This is a genomic window from Bradyrhizobium sp. USDA 4474 (genome assembly GCF_054057515.1).
Genome location: NZ_JBSRZJ010000001.1, coordinates 186,172 through 204,600, shown reverse-complemented (window position 1 = coordinate 204,600; position 18,429 = coordinate 186,172). Strand labels below are relative to the sequence as shown.

Genomic DNA, 18,429 nt, shown 5'->3' with positions numbered 1-18,429 from the left:
TCACCTCACCTGAAGTACAATCCTACCTGCGACCGATCGGCTTTCGATGGCACTCATCGCCTCGGCCGCGCGCTCCAAGGGCAGGACACGATCTACGTGAGGGCGCAGCTTGCCTTCACTGATGCATTGCAAGATCTTGTCGGCGGCGCGTGAGCTCTCATCCGGAAAGCGGTCCGCCCAGGCGCCGGTGAACACGCCCACGACGGAATAATTCTTCAGGAGGGGAAGATTCATCGGGAGAGAGGGCACCTCTCCGCCGGCGAAGCCGATCGGCAACAGCCTCCCATTCCATCGCATGAGTCGAGCCAGCGTCCCGAACAGACCGCCACCCACATTGTCAACGCACACGTCAAGTCCTTCGCCTGCGGTCAACGCCTTGACCCGGTCGCGGACATCCTCACTGGAATAGTTGATGACTGCTTCTGCCCCGTAGTCGTGAACGATCGCTGTCTTGGCGGCGCTGCCGACGGCACCGATGACGCGGGCACCCAGCAAGTGGGCCAGCTCGATGCAAGCCAGGCCCACACCGCCGGCCGCACCCGTCACCAAAACAGTCTCGCCTGATTCGAGGCGGGCACGATCAACCAGCGTGTAATAGGCCGTCAGATAAATATGCAATACGGTCGAACCCACGACAAAATCAACGTTGTCCGGCAGGCGACTTGTTCGGCTGGCCTTCGCAGTCATTCGTTCTGCGAATCCGCCATACCAGTTTTCGCAGGTCACTCGGTCGCCGGGGCGAAATCGATTGACCCCGCTGCCCACCGCGACCACCACTCCGGCCGCATCCGTTCCCGGCACATAAGGAAGGGGCGGCCGCATTTGGTAGCCCCCTGAAATCATCAAATAGTCCATGTAGCTTACCGAGGCCGCGTGCACATCGATAAGCACTTCGTCAGATTTTGGGCGCGGCTCGGAGGTCTCCCCAATAGTCAGGGATTTGACCCCGTCGAACGCAGTGCAAAGGACGGCGCGCATTATGCCTCCTGCCCCTCTTGCTACTTAAAAGGCCTCAATGGAATTTGTGGTCATCATCGCTTCCGCCGCTCCCAATAAGAGCGGCAGCTGGAAACAGGCTATCTCACCTTGTGTCGCTCGACAGCATCTTTTGTTCAAACCATTCAACCGACGCTTGTGGGCGTCACGTTGGCCCAGATGTCGGCGTGGGGTCAAAGGCCGCCCTCGTTGGCCAGCGTGAACTTGGTCGGGGCACCTGTCGGAAGCGGACACCTCGGGCTCTGGGCGTCAGAAGCCGCGCGGATCGATCGAAGGATCGGCTCGAACGACATAGTCTATTTCGGCTCTCGTAATCCCGATATCTTTAAGCTCCAGGTCACTCAATTCATCCAGCCTCGCTCGCAGGTTGTTGCGGATACTTCTGGCGTAAAAAGCCTCAAAATATCTCCTCAGAATATTGGGTGGACGCTGCGTCGACGCGGACGTTAGCGCGGACCGATCCGAAATACTGATCGAGCTCATCGCCATCTCCCAAGGTGACTAACCACGGGCGAGCTTGCCAAGGTAGAACGGAGCTCGCTTGACATACGGCTCACATTTTCCTCACCGGCAACTTATTTTTTCGCTTCGCGCCCCGTGCTACACTCCCTGATGGCAGACGGGAGCGAAATTGCGCTATCTCTTCGCAGGCCATACTTTGGATACCGACCGGCGCGAGCTTCGCCGCGGATCGGATGTGTTGCCCGTGGCGCCTCAAGTCTTCGACTTGCTCGCGTACCTGATCAGTCACCGAGAGCGAGCCGTCAGCAAGGATGAGCTGATCAGCGCGATATGGAATGGACGAGCCGTATCGGATGCCGCGCTCACCACCCGCCTGAATGTCGCACGATGCGCCATCGGCGACAGCGGCGAGCAACAACATCTCATAAAGACATTGCCGCGCAAGGGCTTCCGTTTCGTTGGAGCCGTGCAGGAAGAAACACAGGGGCAGAGGGGTTCGACGACGCCTGGTGGCGTGATTGCAGAGACGCCGTCTTCAGCACACCGCCTTTCCATTGTTGTGCTGCCGTTCGCTAATCTCAGCGGAGATCCCCAGCAAGCCTATTTCGTTGATGGCGTGACCGAGAGTTTGACCACGGATCTATCGCGCATCTCCGGTTCATTCGTGATCGGCCGACACACCGCCTTCAGGTACAAGGATAAAGCAGTCGAACTCAGCAAGATTGGGCGCGAGTTGAACATCCGTCACGTGCTCCAAGGCTCCGTGCAGCGCAGTGGCAACCGGGTTCGGGTGAACGTGCAGCTTGTCGATGCGGAAAGTGGCAACCACCTATGGGCCGAGCGTTTCGACAACCCCGTCGCTGATTTGTTCGACATGCAGGACGAAATTGTGTCGCGGCTGGCCAACTCGCTGGATGCCCAGATTGTTGAAATTGAGGCACGACGGGCAGAACACTCGATACATCCCGATTTGATGGATTTGTATTTCCAAGGCATCGCTCACTTAAACAAGGGAGTGACCCTCGAGCACCTGACGCGAGCGCATGGCTTTTTTGAACGCGTCTTGGCGCTTGATCCCGGCAATGTCGAAGCACTGGTTGGCACGGCAATAGTTGACTGCCTTTTAGGCGTTAACTTCTTTACCGACGATCGAGCCGCTTCCCTCGCGGCGGCCGAAACGGCCCTCAACAAGGCTCTGTCACTGGCTCCGCAGCACGCACGGGGTCACATGAATCTGGGCGCGGTGTATATTTTCACATCCCGCGCAGCCCAAGGAATTTCCGAATGCGAGCGGGCGTTGGCGTTGGATCGAAATTTGGCTAACGCTCATGGCTGGATCGGTCGCGGCAAGTTTCATCTTGGTCGCGCTGAGGAGACCGAGGCCCACATCCATGAGGCTATCCGCCTCTCACCTCGCGACATCTATGCTTACCGGTGGATGATGGTCATGGGCCTCGCCAAGTTCTGGCTCGGTGCCGATGCCGAAGCGGTCGCGTGGTTGCGGCGGAGCATCGAGGCTAACCGGAATTTTCCCTTCACGCATTTTTTTCTCGCCGCGGCCCTAGCGCTTGTCGGGCAGCTGGATGAAGCGCGCGCTGTAGCGCAGGCCGGATTGGTACTCCAACCAAATTTCACCATTCGTCGCTTCCGCGCTAACCCATACAGCGACAATCCATGTTACCTCGCCCAGCGTGAGCGCGTCTATGAGGGCATGCGGTTGGCCGGGGTGCCCGATGGCTGATGTCCGATTTGAGTCAATCGCGACGGTTTGGCCCGGTTTAAGTTAGGTCCGGGTCCGCCCCTGATAGCCGGCAAATCCTCGGCCGTGGGATGCCGCAGCACCGGCCAATGCGGGCACCCGATCTCACTCACCAGAAAAATGCTGCCGCTCGGGGTAAGCCTTTGACCACGGGCTTACATTTTGATCGTGAGCGGCATAATCTCATGACTTGGCTGTCGTTGAGCGTCTCTCGGGGATCAGAAGGCCAAGGGGGAATGGCTGTGCGATATCTCTTCGAGAACTATACGTTTGACTCGGACCGTCGCGAGCTGCGCCGAGGCGCCGAGATGGTCCCAATCCCACCACAGGTGTTCGACCTCCTCGACTATCTGATCCGCAATAGAGAGCGCGTCGTCAGCAAGGACGACCTCATCCGTGCCATCTGGAATGGCCGCGCCGTCTCGGATGCAGCGTTGACGACCCGACTCAATGCCGCCCGGAACGCGATTGGCGACACTGGCGAGAGGCAGCACCTGATCAAGACGCTGCCCCGCAAGGGCTTCCGCTTCGTGGGAACTATATTCGAAGACGAGCAGCGCGCGGCCGAGTTGGCCAGTTTGGCGACGCATGGCGGCGACCTTGCAAAGAAGTCACCTTCGGCATCTCATCTTTCAATTGTTGTGTTACCTTTTGCCAACCTCAGCGGTGATCCCGAGCAGGACTACTTCGTCGATGGTGTAACCGAGAACCTGACCACCGACCTGTCGCGCATCAGCGGCTCGTTCGTCATCGCCCGCAACAGCGCGTTCTCTTACAAGGGCAAGTCAGTAGACGTTCGGCAAGTCGGGCGGGAGTTGAACGTCCGCTACGTGCTTGAAGGCTCTTTGCAGCGTAGCAGCAAACGGCTTCAAGTGAACGTGCAGCTTGTCGATGCCGAAACCGCTAATCACCTGTGGGCCGATCGTTTTGAAAGGCCCATCGCTGATCTTTTCGACATGCAGGACGAAATCGTATCGAGGCTCGCCAACACGTTAGATGTCCAACTCGTTGTTGCCGAGGCACGACGAGCGGAGCGTTCGCTGCATACGGACGCATTGGACCTCGCCTTTCAAGGGTATGCCTGCTTGTATAAGGGGCCGACCCCCACGCATTTGGCGCTGGCGCGCGATTTTCTCGAACGTGCCTTAGCAATCGATCCGGGAAATATCCGAGCCATGGTCGGCTTGGCAATCGTCGATTTTCGAATGGCCGTCACCCTGCTCACTGAAAACAAGACTGCGCTCCTCTCAGCAGCCGCAACAAACGCGGTCAAAGCACTTTCGCTAGCCCCGGACGATACATCTGCCCACTTAGTCTTGGGCGGCGTCTACATCATGACAAACCGCGCCGCCCAAGGGATTGCTGAATGCGAGCGCGTATTGGCTATTGATCGCAACTCAGCCTGGGCTCATAGCGCTATTGGTGTGGCCAAAATACATATGGGTCGCGCCGCCGAGACCGAAGGTCATATACTGGAGGCTTTCCGTCTGTCCCCCCGCGATACGCTTGCCCACCAGTGGATGGACTTTGTAGGAACAGCCAAGATGCATCTCGGTGCCGATGCTGAAGCCACCGATTGGCTACGTCGGAGTATTGAGGCCAACCGCAATTATCCTACCGCACATTTTGCGTTGGCCGCTGCCCTGGGTTTGCTAGGCTCATTGGATGAGGCGCGAGCCGCTGCGAAGGCGGGACTTGCGCTCGACCCAGGTTTTACCATGCGCCGTTTCCGCTTCGGCTCATCAAGCGACAACCCGACGTATCTTGCCGGGCGGGCGCGGGTTTGTGAGGGATTACGCCTGGCCGAGGTGCCGGAGGGTTGAAGTCGCCAATGGGCCAAAATGCGAAGAACTCAGGTTGAGCAAATCTGGTCCGCTCTGCCGCGATGAGCGGGCCTTCTTCAGGCGCGGCTTAACTTCGCAGATGGGCCATGAGCCGACATATTTCGCAATTCGTGTGCTACGCGATACGATGCGGCAGTTTACCGGCATCGGTACGACCATGCCGTCGGGACACGCGAGATTCTATCATTGCGAGGGAGCTTGTGAATGTCAGCGCATTCGCCAAACGTGCGTCAGGTGCAAGGGTATTGCAGTCTTTGTATCGCCCGCTGCGGAACGGTCGCGACGTTGACAGATGGCAAGTTCACACGTCTCGATCCCGATCCGACACACCCCACCGGCGCGGCGATCTGCGCAAAGGGCCGAGCGGCGCCTGAACTGGTCTACCATAAGGACAGGCTGACAAGACCACTGCGTCGGACCCGGCCGAAGGGTGATTCCGATCCGGGTTGGGAGGAAATCACATGGGATGCGGCGCTCGACCAGATCGCCGCCGCGATGCGTCGCATCGCCGAGGAGCACGGACCAGAAGCGGTAGCCTTCAGCCAATCCTCCGCCTCAACAACTGCTATCGCGGATTCGGCTGCTTATGTCCGGAGACTGATGAACGCATTTGGTACGCCAAATTTAGTATCTGGGCTCGACCTATGCGGTTGGGGGCGCGGGTTCGCGACGCGCTATGTGTTCGGCGTTGGCACCGTTGCGACGAACCTTGGCGGCGCAATGCCCGACATCGCCGAATCCGGCTGCCTTATCCTGTGGGGCTATAACCCGTCATTTTCACGCATCACCCACGCGACAGCGACCGTTGCGGCCCTGAAGCGCGGAATGAAGCTGATCGTGATCGATCCGCGCAACGTCGGGCTGGCCAACAAGGCCGACGTCTGGTTGCGCGTGCGCCCGGGAACTGACGGAGCGCTCGCATTGGGTCTGGCCAACATTATGATCGAGCGAGGTTGGTACGATGATGAATTCGTGCGCGCATGGAGCAACGGACCTCTTTTGGTGCGGTCGGATACCAACAGATTGCTTACGGCAAACGAACTGGCTTCCGGGGGTGGCTCAGGCCAGTTTGTGGCCTGGGATTCATTGGCCAACCGCACCGTAGGCTATGATCCGTCGGCCGGTTGCTACGAGGCGACCGCCGGGCATCTCGCCCTGCAAGGCGAATTCACTGTCGCAACCATCAATGGCGTCGTCAGTTGCCGGCCGGTCTTTGATCGCTACGCAGAGCTATGCAGGAAATATTCGCCCGAAGCGATTGAGCGTACCTGCTGGATTGCACCGGGGCAATTGGAAGAAACTGCACGCACGATCTGGCAGGCCCGGCCGGTCTCTTACTACGCCTGGAGCGGGCACGAACATCACGCCAACAGCACGGAGACGGCGCGGGCGATGGCGATGCTCTATGCGTTGACCGGCAGTTTCGATGTGGCTGGTGGTAACGTCCTGCTGCCAGCCGTGCCTGCCGCCTCTATGACCGGGGAAGACCTACCTGCGGCAAAGCGCCTGGCTCCCGCAATCGGGTTTGTCGAACGCCCGCTGGGACCGGCGCGCTGGAACAATGTCTCCGCCCGAGACTTTTGCAGCGCTGTCCTGGAGGGTACTCCCTATCCTGTGCGCGGACTGGTGGGGTTCGGCAACAATCTACTGCTCGCTTATGGCGATCCCGCTCGTGGACGGGCCGCCCTGGCCGCGCTCGGATTTTATGGCCATGCCGATCTGTTCATGACGCCGACGGCTGCGCTCGCCGACATTGTACTGCCCGTCGCATCCTGCTTCGAACGCGAGGCTCTCAAAATCGGATTTGATATCAACGCCGAAGCGCAATCGCACGTTCAACTTCGGCAAGCAATTGTTGATCCGCCCGGTCAGGCGCGTTCCGACACGGATATCATCTTTGACCTTGCCACGCGCCTTGGCCTTGGCGAGCAATTCTGGAATGGCAACGTCGATGTCAGCTACCGGCAGCAACTCGGTCCGAGCGGCATTACCCTGGAGCAGCTTCGCGCGGAGCCGGCTGGATTGCGGAAGCCACTCACGATGCGATACCGCAAACACGCCGGCAGTGATAGCAAGGGAAGCCCGCGTGGCTTTCAAACGCCTTCGCGAAAAATTGAATTCTGGTCCGAGACCTTCCTCGATCATGGTTATTCGGCCATGCCGGACTTCTTCGAGCCACCAGTCGGCCCTGTCGCTCGCCCTGACCTGGCCGCAGCTTTCCCTTTGATCCTGACTTGCGCCAAGCCCAGTCTGTTTTGTCAGACTCAACATCGTGCCCTGCCGAGCCTGCGCAAGCGTGCATTGCACCCCGAGATCGAACTGAATCCCACGACCGCTGCGGCTCGCGGGATCAAGAACGGAGACTGGGTTGACTTGCGGACCCCTGCAGGCGGAATGCGCGCCAGGGCGCGCTTCAGCGAAGAACTCGATCCGCGTGTCGTCGTCGGCGAGCACGGCTGGTGGCAGGGTTGCGATGAGCTCGGGATCTCAGCGACCGATCCGTTCGATGCAACCGGCACCAATTTCAATCTGACAGTCGACGCTGCGGTCCGCGACCCGGTCAGCGGCACGCCAGCCCATCGATCCAATCTTTGCGAGGTTCAGCTGGTGCGGGAATCTCGTTGAGGCGAGTTTCGGAACGGCGATTCCAACTTAGGCAGAAGACCAGCGACTCGCGGTCGAAGTCCGCTCAAAATGCGAAGAACTCAGGCTGAGCAAATCTGGTCCGGTCTGGTGCGATGAGCCGACCTTCCTCGACAATGCACTCACCGACGCCCCGATCTCCTCGACAGCCCCTTGAACGAACTTGCGCGCAACAGTCCCTCCGACGTGATGTCGCGGTACTCGACCTCAGCATAAAATTGCGGCTCTACCCATGTCGCTTTCGGCTTCTTGATGGGCTTGGTCAGCTTCGTCTTCGAGCTGACTACGGTATCGAGCTGTTTCCTGATCTGACTGGAGTGCGTGCGGGACCAGCCGGTGCCGACCTTGCCCATGTATCGCAGCTCTTTGCCTTCCTGCTTGCCGAGATACAGGGCGGCGACGCCACTGGGATCTTTGACGAACCCAACGACCGGGAATTTTTCTCGCTGGACGGCTTTGATTTTCAGCCATGCCTCCGTCCTTTCAGAGCGGTATGGCGCATCGGCCCGTTTCGAGATGATCCCTTCGTAGTTGAGCTGAGTCGCGTGCTCGAACAATTGCTGCCCGTCGCCCTCAAGGTGCTCGCTGTACATCAGTGGGGGCCTGAGGTCGTGTTTGTCAAACAGCCCCTTGAGCAAGCGCTTGCGCTTCTCCTGCGGCTCCTTTCGCAGGTCTCCATCCAGCCAAAGAAGATCGAATGCATAGAACAGGAGGCGGTCCTGATCGCCTCTCGCGAGATCGGCTTGCAACTCGAAAAAGTTAGTTCTTCCCTCGTGGACCACGACGACTTCACCATCGATGATGGCTTGACCGGGAATGTCGAAGGCACCGGCAATGACGGAAAATCGTTTGATCCAATTCAGACCGTTGCGGGTGAACGCCTTGCGGTTGTCGCCATCAATATGGAATTGGGTGCGGTAGCCGTCGTATTTGATCTCGTGCAGCCAACCTGCTCCGGAGGGGGCCTTGCCCTTCAATGTCGCGAGCTGTGGCTTGATGAAGCCCGGCATCGCCAAACGTGCTTTGATACGCTTTGCCACTGTACGCAACCCACAAAAAACCCGCCGCTAGGAGCAACGGCGGGGAGTGTAGTCAATTTTTCCCGCGAGTCTTTACAACGCTCAGGGTATGTCGTCCCTGCGGCTACCACCGATGCTGTAGGGTTTGTTCAGGAAGAACTCACGATTGCCCACCGCGGCCTCGGCATACTGGTCGATGGCGACCTGAATGGCTTCGATATGCGCGCGGCACCATCCCTCGCGGGTGGAAAGCCGCCGCGTCTGTTCGAGCGACTTCAAGAACTCAGGCGGGTTCTCCATGTCGCTGAAATACTTCGGTCGTTCGCCTACCACTTCCGGCCTCCTAGCACGCGTGTCTTTTTCTCCTTTGGTTCGATGGTGCTCTTCATCTCGTCACGCTGGGCCACGAGCTGGTCCACTTTGGCCTGCATGCGGGTGAGAAGAGCTTCGGCGGAAGCCGTGCTTATCGATGCCCGCTGAAGGTGAAGGATTTCCTTGCGCTGCCGCCCTATCTGCGCGCGCATGCGCTCGATCTCCGAGCGGATGAATTCGAGTGTCGGCATGTCCAAAACCTTGGATTTTGCCCACTAGAACAGAGCAAGAACACAGAGTCAAGTAAACCGGCACGCGGTGGCATTCGGCCAGTGAGGATAATTTAGGTCCGGTCTACCCGTGACAGCCAACAGGATGCGGCAGCCATGGGCCAATTTCGGACTCCGCCCGGGCAAACTCACCCGGCTCCTAAGGCGCGGGCATTAGGCCGTAACGTTTCATGATCTCGCCCATCCGAGCAGGATCAGGAGGCACAGAACCGCTGACTGCTACGGCCATTTCCCGGAAGAATTCGGGCCCGAGAACTCCTGGCGTGAGAACGCAAAGCATTTTAGCAATCGCCTGCGTTTCGTTGACAAAACCGTGGACAACACCTCGCGATATGAAGAGATCATCTCCTGGCCCGACCTCGATGCGCTTACCGGCGACCATCCAAGTGACGATGCCCTCAAGACCGTAGACCGTTTCTTCCCAGTCACGATGATAGTGCGGGACCGGCATGCGGGAATTTGGCGGGATCATCACCTCAAACAAATCAAGAGCCCCGCTGGTATTATCCTTGGTACGCAAAAATCGAAGTTGCATTGCGCCAACGTTGATGAGTTCCGCCATACTCGTGCCCTCGGCTGGTCGAAAACGGTTGCAACTCGTCCGCACTGAATTAGCGAAAGCTTATGGCCGAGCCACCGGGATGTCTACCAAGGCGATGATGTCCGAGAAGGGTCAAAGCGTCGGCGTAGTACTCGGCTGAAGACTTCCGGTCTGCCGCTCGAACCGGACGTGCGGCGCTAGCGCGTCGGCGGCAGCGATGGGCCCAGGCTGTGCGATAACCCTTTTTGTCGAGTGACAGGTCGAGAGGCCCGGGACCGGGCTTCGAGTCTGGAGTTGGTTCGAGCGCAAACTCCTCTACGTCTGCATCGCTTCCAGCAGTGTTCGGCAGCCCAGAATGGCTATTACACGTTTTAGATTGTAGGCGAGCACATTGAGCGCCATCTCGGTCGCGACTTTGTGCTGTCTTCGCATCACGAAGTGCGTTGCCCCCATCCAGGCCTTTATGGTCCCGAACGGGTGCTCGGCCGTTTGACGACGCAAAGTCATCTTGTTGGGATCTTGGTCAAGCCGCTGCTGAACCCTCTCCAGCACAGCCTCGTGCTCCCACCGCGCGATACGTCGCTCGGGGCCAGTCGTACACTGCGCTTTGAGCGAGCAGCTTTGGCAAGCGGTCGTCCAGTAACGGCGCAGCATCTTGCCGTCCTCCTGACCGGTGAAGCGGTACGTCAACCGATCGCCGGCAGGGCAGCGATAGATGTCCTCGGCCGCAACATAGATGAAGTCCTGCTTGCCAAAACGGCCTGCGGCCTTCGCTCCTGAGGTCAGCGGTTTTGGCAATGTGACCGTGATGCCTGTCTCCTCGCAGGCACGGATCTCTTCGCCGTTGTAGTAGCCGCGATCAGCGACGGCATCGATCGTCTCGACAACCATCTCGTCACGCGCTTGCCTCGCCATGTTCGCGAGCTGTTGCCGATCGCTGCCCACGTTGGTCACCTCGTGGGCCACAATGAGATGATGCTGCGTATCAACTGCCATCTGCACGTTGTAGCCGACTATGCCGGTATCCTTGCCACTTGTGGCCATCGAGCGCGCGTCAGGATCGGAGAGCGAGATCTGCTTGTCATCGCTCTTCATCATCTCCTCGTTGATCGCGTTGAGCCGAACGATCTCCTCTTTGAGCTTTTCGATCTTGCCTTTCAACCGCTCAACCTTCGCCTCCGGCACTGCATCGCCATGGCGATCGGCGGTTTCAAGCTGTGAGAGGTAGCGGGTGATGCTCTCATCGATCCGCTCAAGGCGCCTCTTCATCTTGGCCTCGGTAAAGTTCTTGTCCCGTGCATTGACAGCTTTGAACTTTGATCCATCAATGGCAACGCTAGCTGCACTGAACAGATCTAGCTTGCGGCATAGCGCGACGAACTCGCGACAGACCTCACGAATGGCCTTGCCATTATCCTTGCGGAAGTCCGCAATGGTTTTAAAGTCCGGCGCCAGTTGCCCGGTCAACCAGATCATCTCGATGTTGCGCTGGCATTCCCGCTCCAGGCGCCGGCTCGACGGAATCCGATTGAGATAGCCGTAGACGTAGAGTTTGAGCATCGTGCTGGGGTGATAGCTCGGACGGCCGGTGTCGAGTGGTTGCACACCGTCGAACCCGAGCTTGTCGAGATCAAGACTGTCGACGAACACATCGACCGCTCGCACCGGATTATCCTCGGTCACATAGTCATCGAGCGAGGCCGGAAACAGGGTGTTCTGGCCGCGATCCAACCCTTCGACAAAGCGCTTCATCGGATTCCCCGCAAATCGCGGGGAATCTTATCGCGCGAATCACGCCAAACAGAGCGTTTTCACACAGCCTGGGCCACAACCAGACATCGGCGGCTACTCGATCACCTCGTCAGCGCGGGCCAGTATTGCGGGAGAAACGTCCACCCCAAGCAAACGTGCAGTCTTCAAATTGATCGTGAACTCGAATTTAGTGGACTGCAAAACAGGAAGCTCGGCGGGCTTGGTACCCTTAAGGATTGTGCCCGCGTAGACTCCAACTTGGCGAAACATGTCGCCGAGGTTGGTGCCATAGCCAATCAGAAGGCCAGCTGCGGCCATCTCGCTGGAAAAAGTGCTCGCAGGCAGTCGATAGCGCTCCGCAAGCATCCCAAACTGCGTGCCGTGGCTTGTGAAAAACGCATCAGGCGCGATGAAAAGGGCCTGCGCTCCCCAACCAGCAATGGCCGCAAAGGCGTCTTCGATCTCAGCGGGCGTGCTTGCTTTGAAGAAAATCAGTTCAGGGCCAAGGCCGGGAGCGACTTCTCTAAGGGCTTTCGCCGTCGCATCGGCAGTCGTAGGATTGGTAGGATTAGTGAGGACTGCAAAGTAGGTCGCGTTAGGTAACAACTCGTGCATGAGCCCGAGCCGTTTGCTGTCGATCTCGCTCGCGAAAAAATTTATGCCGGTCGCATTCGTGCCCGGTCGCGCGATGCTTTTTACTAGCCCCAGCGCTACCGGATGTTCGGACACGCCAAATACAATCGGGATTGTTTGGGGCGCCGCTTTGGCGGCAAGGGCGCTGGGCGTGCTCCCAGGCGTGGCAATGACGGCCACACCCCGACGGACAGCATCACTAATGATCGAGGAAATCTTGTCGTAATGACCGTCGAGCCAATGGTATTCGACGAGGACATCCGTCCCGTCAACAAAACCTACCTGCCTTAAACCGCGACGGAATTCGTCAGCCAAAGCGCCGCTGTTCTCGCTGCTTCTGCCATTTAGTAGGCAAATTACCGGAGGGACCGAAGACTGCGCATGTAGCCAACGCGGCCCCGAAGCCAATGTCGCGCCTAAAAAGCCAAGGAAATCACGACGCCTCATGATCTTCGCCTTAAGCCGATGCCCGACCGTACCACAGGATCAAATAAGAAAGTTCCACATTCAGACGCGCAAAGATGACCGCTGCGAGTCAAAATGCGAAGAACTCAGGTTGAGCAAATCTAGTCCGGTTCGCTACGATGAGCGGACCTCCGCCAGCGCGGCCGCAATTTCGCTAAAGGGCCAATTCCGGACCTGCCGGGGTTGCGAAAACGGCACGATGTGCCAGAACTCGGCGGAGAGGTTCTCACAGCGCCTTAGGAACACCAGCGCGCTCGAAAAGGCCGACGCTATCGTGCGAGCGTTGCATCGATCAGCGGAAGGAAGGCTTCGAACCCAGCGTCGCACAATGCCGATCGGACACGGAGAAGTCCGCCGCCGACATCGTCCGCGGCACCGCGGCACATCGCGCGGGCAAGCGCCCGGCCGCGCTGTGCAAAGAGCTCGGACCATGCGAGAGGCTCGCGCCGGGCATAGTTTTCCAAATCAGCGACATACTCTAACGCGCCAGCCGCATCGCCTTTACACAGGAAGGCTTCGATGGCGTCCCGGTAGAACCATAAATGATTGTGGCCGACCGAACCGCGTTCAAGCATTTCCTTGCCTTCCACGAGTAGCGCGCGGACCTCGTTCGAATCGTCTACCGCTCGACTCAAAGCGCTGAGGACCTTTGGCCCGCAGAATTGCGTTCCGGCCTCCCTGCAAATCGAGAGCGCCTCTCGCAACAGCGCGGCGGCTTCGGCCCGCCGGCCTTGATCAAGTAGCCTACGAGCGTCCAGCTCCAGGGCCTGGGCCTCGAAACGTCGGGCACCGAGCTGGCGAGCCAGCCTCGTTACTCGCTCGAGATAGCCCTTCATTGCCTCATAATCCGCAAGTTCGTAGCAGGCAAAAACACTCATGGTCACCGCGAGCATCTCGGCGCGCGGTTGACCTACCAGCGCGGCCGACCGCGCGGCAGCATCGCCGTCCTGCCGCGCCTGTCGCGCCTCGCCGAGATATATGCGGCTGAATCCCACCATCGAGCGGTTTGCCACCTCGATCCGACCAAATCCGTGTGCCCGGGAGAGAGTGACGCACCGACTGAAATACTCGAAGGCCGATCGCATTCGACCTTGGGCGTAGGCCGCATCGGCGAGTCCTCCCAGAGCGCGAGCCTCCGCTTCGGGAGATCCGATCCGCCGCGCGTAGTCGAAACTGAGTTCATGCTCCTGGCGCAAGCCTTCGACATTCCCTAGTGCAAAGAAGATGTTGCCCCTGAGGTGATGAAGGCGCGCGAGCTCCGCAATCATGTCGCCGCGCTCAGCCAACTCCTGCGCATTGCGGAGCAGCTCGATAGCCTCGGTCAGCCCCTCATTGACGCGCAGACCGTCGGCAAGGCCAAGCCAAGCACGACAGCGCGCAGCATCGTTCGTCGCTGCCGTCGCTGCTTCCCGGTATGTAGCGATGGACGCTGGGACCTTGCCGAGATCGTGCTGAAGTTCACCGATCATGCACATGAGGGCATGGCGATCGGTGTCTGTACGCGCAATCTCGAGGCCGCGACGGGCGAGACGCAAGGCAGTTTCCACGTGAAAGTTGGCGCGTTGCCAACCGGCGGCCGCGAGGTAGGCATTGGCCGCTCTCTCATCTTCGGCGCGGTCAAGATGCTGCGCGTGGAGCACCTGGTCCTTGCCAACAAACCACTGTGCCGCACGGCGGTGCAGCTCGCGAGTCTGAGATCGGAGAAGGGACGAGTAGGCCCCCTCCTGAATGAGCGCATGGGCGAAGAGAAACTCATCACCTTCCGGCAACAGCAAGGCGCTGGTGACCAGTCGGTCACAGACGTAGTCGGGCATGTCGATCAGATGGCGCAGCAACATTAGGTCGAAGCGCTGTCCGATGACCGATGCCGCTTGAAAGGCGCGCCGGTCGATCGAGGACAGGCGGTCCATACGCGCCAGAACCACGCTTTGAATGGACGGAGGTATCGAATCGACACTCCCTTCCTTCGCGTTTCGCAAAAGCTGCTCTAAGAACAGAGGGTTTCCGCCCGCTCGCTCGACGCACGCAGTCGCGATATGCTGGGTGCCAGCCACGAAGTTACCGGCAAGGCTAATCGCTTCGTCCCGCCGGAGAGGGCCGAGATCGATCGTCGCCAGGGGCGTGCTGCGGCAGCCAGCGCGCCAAGCGGTGTCTATAGGGTCCCCCTCCACTCGCGATGTCATGATCAGCAGGCCGGGACCTTCCGTCACCGCTGCCGCAAAAGCGGCGAGATGTCCCAAGACCTGCGAATCCGCCCAATGAAGGTCCTCAACAATCATCAGCGTCGGCTTCCTGCGGCAGGCACGAGCAGCGATTGCCGCAGCGACCGAGCGCTTGCCGCGATTACGCGCAGCATTGTCCATCGCATCATAAAGCGTCCGCCCCTCCGCGGTTTGTGGAAGCTCGAGGAGATCGTGGAGAAACGTCACCTGCTCAGACGGCACGATATGTTCGGCAATGAGGCGCTCCGCCGCTTCTTGCCTCAACGCTTGTCCAGAAGCTGGCGAAAGCCCCAACAAGCTCAAGAGCAGCGCGCGTACCGCGTCCTGGCCCTTGCCGACGCCAAAATCCAGGACCAGGCCGCGGTGAGCGCTGAAGCCGTTCTCCTCGGCAATGCGCCGCATCTCCTCGACGAGCCGTGTCTTTCCGATTCCGGCCTCTCCGCGCACGTAGACGATCTGGCCGCCACTTCGAGCCACAGTCGCGCTGAGAATGCCTTTGAACTGTTCGATTTCTGCGGCGCGCCCCACAAAAGAGGTGCGAGTCCCGGCAGCGGACTCGCCAGCGAGTCCATGTAGTCGCCATACGCGGACGGGTGCTTTGAGGCCTTTAAGGGAAGTGTCGCCGAGCTCCTCGCAGATGCCGCGTCCCGACAGTGCGCGGTATACGCCCTCGGAAAGCAGGGTTTCTCCCGGCGCCGCGAGCGCCACGAGGCGTGCCGCAAGGTTCACGCTATCACCCATGACCGTATAATCGCGAGCGTCGCCGCGGCCCAGGGAGCCCGCAACCACCTCGCCGCTGGCGATTCCGATGTGGGCCTGCAGCGGCCTCGTAGAAGGGTCGTTCATGCTCGCAAGCGCGGCATGAACATCTAAGGCGGTTCTGACGGCACGCGTGGGATCATCGTCATGAGCTAGCGGCGCGCCGAACAGCGCCATCACTGCATCGCCGATGTGCTTATCGACGGTCCCGCCATAACCCGCTACGATCCCGTCCACACGTGCAGTGAAACCCGCTATCAATTCGCGCATCTCCTCCGGGTCGAGGGATTGCGAGAGTGCCGTGAAACCGCAAAGGTCCACGAAAATGATGGTGACGTGTCGCCGTTCGTCGCTATCCAGGCCCAGCGTCGGCTGATTGCTCGCTGGGTACGCGGTTGCCTGCTCTGCGATTGCTGCCAGCAGTCGCTTACGGTGACCGAGAGAACCGACACCGAGCTCTTTGAGATCAGCGTCCGTGAGTTGCGGAAGAACATCGAAATCAATGTCGTTTTCAGCAAAGCCGCGCGCATATTGGCCGAACCCCAGTTTGCTCAGCCACTCCGCGACACCCATGCCCGCTCTCCTCGCGCATGTAGTTTTAGAGCGTACTCCTTCTGCGCGACTTGCGAAAGTCGAGAAATCCGGTCGGCAAGTCCGTTCAGGGCCCAGGCTGTGTGAAAACGCTCTGTTTGGCGTGATTCGCGCGATAAGATTCCCCGCGATTTGCGGGGAATCCGATGAAGCGCTTTGTCGAAGGGTTGGATCGCGGCCAGAACACCCTGTTTCCGGCCTCGCTCGATGACTATGTGACCGAGGATAATCCGGTGCGAGCGGTCGATGTGTTCGTCGACAGTCTTGATCTCGACAAGCTCGGGTTCGACGGTGTGCAACCACTCGACACCGGCCGTCCGAGCTATCACCCCAGCACGATGCTCAAACTCTACGTCTACGGCTATCTCAATCGGATTCCGTCGAGCCGGCGCCTGGAGCGGGAATGCCAGCGCAACATCGAGATGATCTGGTTGACCGGGCAACTGGCGCCGGACTTTAAAACCATTGCGGACTTCCGCAAGGATAATGGCAAGGCCATTCGTGAGGTCTGTCGCGAGTTCGTCGCGCTATGCCGCAAGCTAGATCTGTTCAGTGCAGCTAGCGTTGCCATTGATGGATCAAAGTTCAAAGCTGTCAATGCACGGGACAAGAACTTTACCGAGGCCAAGATGAAGAGGCGCCTTGAGCGGATCGATGAGAGCATCACCCGCTACCTCTCACAGCTTGAAACCGCCGATCGCCATGGCGATGCAGTGCCGGAGGCGAAGGTTGAGCGGTTGAAAGGCAAGATCGAAAAGCTCAAAGAGGAGATCGTTCGGCTCAACGCGATCAACGAGGAGATGATGAAGAGCGATGACAAGCAGATCTCGCTCTCCGATCCTGACGCGCGCTCGATGGCCACAAGTGGCAAGGATACCGGCATAGTCGGCTACAACGTGCAGATGGCAGTTGATACGCAGCATCATCTCATTGTGGCCCACGAGGTGACCAACGTGGGCAGCGATCGGCAACAGCTCGCGAACATGGCGAGGCAAGCGCGTGACGAGATGGTTGTCGAGACGATCGATGCCGTCGCTGATCGCGGCTACTACAACGGCGAAGAGATCCGTGCCTGCGAGGAGACAGGCATCACGGTCACATTGCCAAAACCGCTGACCTCAGGAGCGAAGGCCGCAGGCCGTTTTGGCAAGCAGGACTTCATCTATGTTGCGGCCGAGGACATCTATCGCTGCCCTGCCGGCGATCGGTTGACGTACCGCTTCACCGGTCAGGAGGACGGCAAGATGCTGCGCCGTTACTGGACGACCGCTTGCCAAAGCTGCTCGCTCAAAGCGCAGTGTACGACTGGCCCCGAGCGACGTATCGCGCGGTGGGAGCACGAGGCTGTGCTGGAGAGGGTTCAGCAGCGGCTTGACCAAGATCCCAACAAGATGACTTTGCGTCGTCAAACGGCCGAGCACCCGTTCGGGACCATAAAGGCCTGGATGGGGGCAACGCACTTCGTGATGCGAAGACAGCACAAAGTCGCGACCGAGATGGCGCTCAATGTGCTCGCCTACAATCTAAAACGTGTAATAGCCATTCTGGGCTGCCGAACACTGCTGGAAGCGATGCAGACGTAGAGGAGTTTGCGCTCGAACCAACTCCAGACTCGAAGCCCGGTCCCGGGCCTCTCGACCTGTCACTCGACAAAAAGGGTTATCGCACAGCCTGGGCCACAAGCCGACATCATCGCTCGCTAGCAAAGCCTTAACAACCTCGGCCTGCGAATGCCGTGACTACCACCGCATAAAAATTGAAAGCGACCTAGGCGATCGTTCGGTGTGCGAATCCAACCGATTCAGCCTAGTCGCCGGGAATCTTCACGATCTTGACTTCGATTGCCGAAAAATAGGCAGCGAGGTCTTCCACATCGTTATCCGATAGCGATTGCGCGACAAGCGACATCGCGTCGTTGTTCCGCGCTCCAGATTTGAAGGCCTGGAGTTGCGTGATGAGGTAAGCCTCGGTCTGACCGGCGATGTTAGGCGCATCCGGAACCTTGGAAAGCCCGTCAATACCATGACATGCCTGGCACATCAGCGCCTTTGCGCGACCGGCCTTCACGTCGGCGGCGCTGCCTATGCCGTTGCTGGTAACGAGAAGCGCAAACGGGACCACCAACCTTCCGAGCCGAAGCG

14 protein-coding genes are annotated in these 18,429 nt (G+C 59.2%); 4 read left to right on the top strand and 10 right to left on the bottom strand.

The features are described 5' to 3' along the window. Positions 1-978, bottom strand: a complete 978-nt coding sequence (locus ACVW16_RS00945; RefSeq protein WP_456739306.1) for an NADPH:quinone oxidoreductase family protein — start codon at positions 976-978, stop codon at positions 1-3. A gap of 267 nt (positions 979-1,245) precedes the next feature. Next, positions 1,246-1,479 carry a DUF1127 domain-containing protein gene (locus ACVW16_RS00940; protein ID WP_456739307.1) on the bottom strand — a complete coding sequence of 78 codons (234 nt, stop codon included), beginning with the start codon at positions 1,477-1,479 and terminating at the stop codon, positions 1,246-1,248. Between the two features lie 148 nt (positions 1,480-1,627). On the opposite strand from ACVW16_RS00940, the gene ACVW16_RS00935 reads away from it, so the two are divergent. The 3 genes from ACVW16_RS00935 (at position 1,628) to ACVW16_RS00925 (ending at position 7,686) form a co-directional block, all read left to right on the top strand. Beyond that, the gene (locus ACVW16_RS00935) at positions 1,628-3,199 is read left to right on the top strand and encodes a winged helix-turn-helix domain-containing protein (protein WP_456739308.1); all 1,572 of its coding nucleotides are present in this window, start codon (positions 1,628-1,630) and stop codon (positions 3,197-3,199) included. A gap of 254 nt (positions 3,200-3,453) precedes the next feature. Then, positions 3,454-5,040, top strand: coding sequence for a winged helix-turn-helix domain-containing protein (locus ACVW16_RS00930; protein WP_456739309.1), 1,587 nt, complete (start codon positions 3,454-3,456; stop codon positions 5,038-5,040). Positions 5,041-5,265: 225 nt separating this feature from the next. Continuing rightward, complete coding sequence (locus tag ACVW16_RS00925) at positions 5,266-7,686, top strand: molybdopterin-containing oxidoreductase family protein (RefSeq protein WP_456802192.1); 2,421 nt, start codon at positions 5,266-5,268, stop codon at positions 7,684-7,686. Between the two features lie 140 nt (positions 7,687-7,826). Here the strand turns inward: ACVW16_RS00925 and ligD are convergent, their stop codons facing one another. The 7 genes from ligD to ACVW16_RS00890 all read right to left on the bottom strand — a co-directional run bounded on the left by ligD (position 7,827) and on the right by ACVW16_RS00890 (position 16,270). Next, positions 7,827-8,744 carry a non-homologous end-joining DNA ligase gene (ligD, locus tag ACVW16_RS00920; RefSeq protein WP_456739311.1) on the bottom strand — a complete coding sequence of 306 codons (918 nt, stop codon included), beginning with the start codon at positions 8,742-8,744 and terminating at the stop codon, positions 7,827-7,829. Between the two features lie 81 nt (positions 8,745-8,825). Further along, positions 8,826-9,056, bottom strand: a complete 231-nt coding sequence (locus ACVW16_RS00915; RefSeq protein WP_456739312.1) for a hypothetical protein — start codon at positions 9,054-9,056, stop codon at positions 8,826-8,828. Continuing rightward, on the bottom strand, positions 9,050-9,286 hold the full coding sequence (locus tag ACVW16_RS00910) for a hypothetical protein (RefSeq protein WP_456739313.1): 237 nt from the start codon (positions 9,284-9,286) through the stop codon (positions 9,050-9,052). Before ACVW16_RS00910 ends, ACVW16_RS00915 begins: the two co-directional genes overlap by 7 nt. Before the next feature lie 178 nt (positions 9,287-9,464). Then, entirely contained in the window at positions 9,465-9,887 is a 423-nt protein-coding gene (locus ACVW16_RS00905) for a cupin domain-containing protein (protein WP_456739314.1), read from the bottom strand. A 294-nt stretch (positions 9,888-10,181) separates the two neighbouring features. Next, positions 10,182-11,618, bottom strand: a complete 1,437-nt coding sequence (locus ACVW16_RS00900; RefSeq protein ID WP_456802190.1) for an IS1182 family transposase — start codon at positions 11,616-11,618, stop codon at positions 10,182-10,184. Between the two features lie 93 nt (positions 11,619-11,711). Further along, positions 11,712-12,698: an ABC transporter substrate-binding protein gene (locus ACVW16_RS00895; RefSeq protein ID WP_456802191.1), complete on the bottom strand. Its 987-nt coding sequence runs from the start codon at positions 12,696-12,698 to the stop codon at positions 11,712-11,714. Positions 12,699-12,985: 287 nt separating this feature from the next. After that, positions 12,986-16,270 carry an adenylate/guanylate cyclase domain-containing protein gene (locus ACVW16_RS00890; protein ID WP_456739316.1) on the bottom strand — a complete coding sequence of 1,095 codons (3,285 nt, stop codon included), beginning with the start codon at positions 16,268-16,270 and terminating at the stop codon, positions 12,986-12,988. Between the two features lie 164 nt (positions 16,271-16,434). Between ACVW16_RS00890 and ACVW16_RS00885 the strand changes: the two genes are divergently transcribed. Then, positions 16,435-17,871 carry an IS1182 family transposase gene (locus ACVW16_RS00885; RefSeq protein ID WP_456802190.1) on the top strand — a complete coding sequence of 479 codons (1,437 nt, stop codon included), beginning with the start codon at positions 16,435-16,437 and terminating at the stop codon, positions 17,869-17,871. Between the two features lie 223 nt (positions 17,872-18,094). On the opposite strand, the gene ACVW16_RS00880 is transcribed toward ACVW16_RS00885, so the two are convergent. Next, on the bottom strand, positions 18,095-18,355 hold the full coding sequence (locus ACVW16_RS00880; protein WP_456802189.1) for a c-type cytochrome: 261 nt from the start codon (positions 18,353-18,355) through the stop codon (positions 18,095-18,097). Positions 18,356-18,429: the final 74 nt, after the last annotated feature.